The following is a 476-nucleotide window of genomic DNA, read 5'->3' as shown; positions in this document are numbered from 1 at the left end:
AGGTCAACAAAAAAGACGGCCAACTTTCGTTGACCGTCTAAACATGCTTTGGTGGGCCGTCAGGGGGTCGAACCCTGGACCTTGGGATTAAGAGTCCCCTGCTCTACCAACTGAGCTAACGACCCAAAGCTAAAGTCCGTGGTAGCGGACTTTAGAGGAGATATCGTGTGGTGGGCCGTCAGGGGGTCGAACCCTGGACCTTGGGATTAAGAGTCCCCTGCTCTACCAACTGAGCTAACGACCCGATATCGACACGAAGCAAGAACTGGGGTGGGTAAAGGGACTCGAACCCTCGACCTACGGGACCACAACCCGTCGCTCTAGCCAACTGAGCTACACCCACCGTGTCCTGTGCGCTTCGCGCTCGACTATTATTGCAAGGAACGCCACGCGATGCAAGCCCCAATTTTCAAGAATTTTGAAAAGAGTTTTTCGACCTTGATTATCGACTTTATCCGAACACCTCCCACATTCAT

Annotated in this window: 3 tRNA genes; all 3 read right to left on the bottom strand. The window is 52.7% G+C overall.

Features of this window, described 5'->3' with window-relative positions:
* Positions 1-49: 49 nt before the first annotated feature.
* Positions 50-125 (bottom strand) — tRNA-Lys (locus tag DXD56_RS08800).
* Between the two features lie 43 nt (positions 126-168).
* Positions 169-244 (bottom strand) — tRNA-Lys (locus tag DXD56_RS08795).
* Between the two features lie 22 nt (positions 245-266).
* Positions 267-343: transfer RNA gene (locus tag DXD56_RS08790), tRNA-His, on the bottom strand.
* Between the last annotated feature and the right edge of the window lie 133 nt (positions 344-476).

The sequence above is a fragment of the Collinsella sp. TM06-3 genome, from assembly GCF_003436395.1.
Lineage (GTDB): Bacteria > Actinomycetota > Coriobacteriia > Coriobacteriales > Coriobacteriaceae > Collinsella.
Note: the sequence above shows the minus strand (reverse complement) of the source record. Positions and strands in the feature narration are given on the sequence as shown.